Source organism: Streptomyces sp. NPDC060027 (assembly GCF_042737005.1).
Taxonomy (GTDB): domain Bacteria; phylum Actinomycetota; class Actinomycetes; order Streptomycetales; family Streptomycetaceae; genus Streptomyces.
In genome coordinates, this window is the sequence record NZ_JBHWVI010000351.1 from 1 (window position 1) to 2,923 (window position 2,923).

Genomic DNA, 2,923 nt, shown 5'->3' on the forward strand with positions numbered 1-2,923 from the left:
CCGCCCGCGTTGTGGGGGGGGGGGGGGGCCGTGCCGGGGGGGGGGGCGGCGGGGTGGGCGGGGCCCGCGTGCCCCGCGCACCGCGGGCCGGGGCCCCCCGGGGCCCCCCCCGGCGGGGCGGCCCCCACGGCGGCGGGCGGGAGACCGGACGGGTCTCCCGCCCGCCGCCGTTCGTCGGCCCGCCGCCGTCCGCCGCGCGGGCGTCCGCCCCGCTCCTCGCCCGCGTGCCGACCCGGCCGCCCCGGGGTCAGTGGGGGACCATCCCGCCGGTGACGTTGACGAAGGTGCCGGTGATGCCGCCCGCCAGGTCGGAGGCGACGAAGGCGGCGGTGGCGGCGATCTCGGCCAGGGTGGGGTTGCGGCGGGTCATGCGCATGCCCGCGAGGTTCGCGAGCAGCCCCTGAAGGGCCGCGTCGTCGAGGTCCATGCGGCTGTCGACCGCGAGAAGCTTCTCCCGGGTCAGCGTCTCGGGCACCCCGGCCGCCCACAGGCCCACGACGCGCAGTCCGCGCGGTCCCAGCTCCGTCGCCAGGTTCCGCACCAGGGTGTCGATCGCGGCGTCCGCCGGTCCGGTGCCGCCCATCATCGGACTCCCGTGCGCGGAGCCGCTGTTGAGCGTGAGCACCACACCGGAGCCCGCCTCGGCCATGCGCCGGGCGGCGGCGCGGGCGGTGATGAAGTTGGTGCGGATGCCCGTCTCGACGGGCCGTACGAGGTCCTCGACCGCCATGTCGACCAGGGGGACGCCCTGCACGTCGCCGCGGGTGACGAGGTTGAAGGAGACGTCGAGGGCGTCCAGCGAGGCGATGTGCGCGTCGACCGCCGTCTCGTCCAGGGCGTCGAGCACCGCGGTCTCGGCGTGTCCGCCGGCCGCCGCGATGTCCTTCGCCACCGCGTCCAGCGTCTCGGCCGTGCGCCCCACCAGGTGCACGCGGGCCCCTTCACGGGCGAACGTACGGGCGACGGCGCCGCCGATGGATCCGCCGGCGCCGTAGACGACCGCGGTCTTGTCGGTGAGCAACATGATGATCTCCTGAGGTGTCGGTCGTACGAGTCGGTCGTACGAGTCGGTCGTACGAGTCCGTCGTACGTGTCCGCCGTACGAATCGGTCGTACGTGTCGGTCATGCAGACGTACGCGTCCTCCCGGACTCATCGGTGGCCCGCGGCCCGCGGCCCTTCCCGGTATCCGCCCCCGGGAGGCGCCCCCGGCCGCCGCCCCCGCCCGCCGCCCCGGCCGTCCTTCACGCGTCGGCGGGGAGCCGCAGCGGCAGTCCGAACGCCGGGAACAGGTGCGGCTCGAAGGAGGTGATCTCCACGATGCGGTCCCCCTCGATGCGGAGTACGTCGAGGACCTGGGCGCGGTACACCGTCGTACCCGGGCGTCGCACATAGCCCCCGGCCGCGAGGCCGCCGTTGGCGCGGGCGGGAAGGTGGCGCCAGTGACCGAGGAACAGCGGGGAGGCGGGGTCGAGGCTGATCCGCAGGAACTCGGTGATCGCGGCACGGCCGACGAACCAGTACGGGTTCGGCGGCATGGTGAGCCTGATGTCCTCGCTGAGCAGATGAGTGAACGCGTCGAGGTCGAGGCCCTCGGCGGCGGCCATGTAGCGCCCGAGGATCTCCCGCTCGCGGGCGTCCGCCTCGGCGGTCCACTCGGTGCGGCGGTCGGGCAGCCGGTCGCGCAGGGTGGGCCGGGCGCGCTGCAGGGCGCTGTTGACCGAGGCGACCGTCAGCTCCAGGGCTTCCGCGGTCTCGGCGGCGGAGAAGCCGAGGACGTCGCGCAGGACCAGGACGGCGCGCTGGCGGGCCGGCAGATGCTGGATGGCGGCCAGGAAGACCAGCTCCAGGGTCTCCCGGGAGACGGCGAGCGCGTCCGGCCGCTCCTCGGCCGAGGGCAGATCCTCGTCGGGGTATGGCTGGAGCCAGGTGACGCGGGCCGGGGGCTCGGCGGTGCCGTGGTTCATGCCGGGCACCGGCTCGTAGCGCCGGGGGCGGCGGGCGGTGCGCCGCTGGAAGTCCAGACAGGCGTTGGTGGCGATCCGGTACAGCCAGGTCCGCAGGCTCGCCCGCCCCGCGTACCCTTCCCGCGCCCGCCAGGCCCGCAGGAACGTCTCCTGGACGAGGTCCTCCGCGTCGTCGTACGAGCCCGACATGCGGTAGCAGTGCACGCGCAGCTCACGCCGGTACGGCTCGACCAGCGCGGCGAAGTCGCTTTCGCCGAGGCCGGTGTGCGTGCCGGAGCGCTCCGCCACGGGGTCGTCGTGCGTCACGGGGTCGTGCGGGACGGAACCCGGCGCGGGGGAGTCCTGGTCGGCGGCGGCCCGGGGGACGGCGGTGTGCGGCGCGGCGGGGTCCCCGGTAGCCGCTTCGCCGGCGGGGGCCGGTCCGCCCGGGGCTTTCGTCACGGCGGCCCGTGTGACGGAATCGTCCTTGGCGGTGTCCCGGGCCACCCGGGCGACGCGGCGCAGCCGTCCCACCGAGGAGGCCAGTTCGCTGACGCCGGAGTAGAAGACGGACGGCGGCTGCGGCACCAGCGCCTCGACCTGCCGTCCGATGTCCTCGATCAGCCCGTGCACGGTGTCGGCCGGCGCGGTCCGACGGTCCCGGTAGGCCTTCTGCCGGCAGGCCGCCGAGCAGTACACCGAGCTGCGTCCCGTGCGTCCGGCCCGCCCGGCCAGCGGCTTCCCGCAACTGCGGCACACGGTATCGACGACCACGGGGACCTCCGGGCTTCCGTCACGCGGGTACGACGTGACGGTATCCGTTGCGTCTCCCGAGACACCTCGGAAGCGCCGCATCCGGCGGAATCCGCGAGGGGCGGGGGCCCCGCCGGGGGCCCCCCCCCCCCCGACGCGGGGGGGGTGCCGGGGGGGTGCCGGGGGGGGGGCGTATAAAACAAAGAAGGAGGCGACGAAATATAG

At 75.4% G+C, this 2,923-nt stretch carries 2 protein-coding genes; both read right to left on the reverse strand.

The features are described from left to right. Nucleotides 1–247 precede the first annotated feature (247 nt). Nucleotides 248–1,024, reverse strand: a complete 777-nt coding sequence (locus ACFWBT_RS41205) for an SDR family NAD(P)-dependent oxidoreductase (RefSeq protein WP_385709431.1) — start codon at nt 1,022–1,024, stop codon at nt 248–250. A 219-nt stretch (nt 1,025–1,243) separates the two neighbouring features. Then, entirely contained in the window at nt 1,244–2,719 is a 1,476-nt protein-coding gene (locus tag ACFWBT_RS41210; RefSeq protein WP_385709434.1) for a sigma-70 family RNA polymerase sigma factor, read from the reverse strand. Between the last annotated feature and the right edge of the window lie 204 nt (nt 2,720–2,923).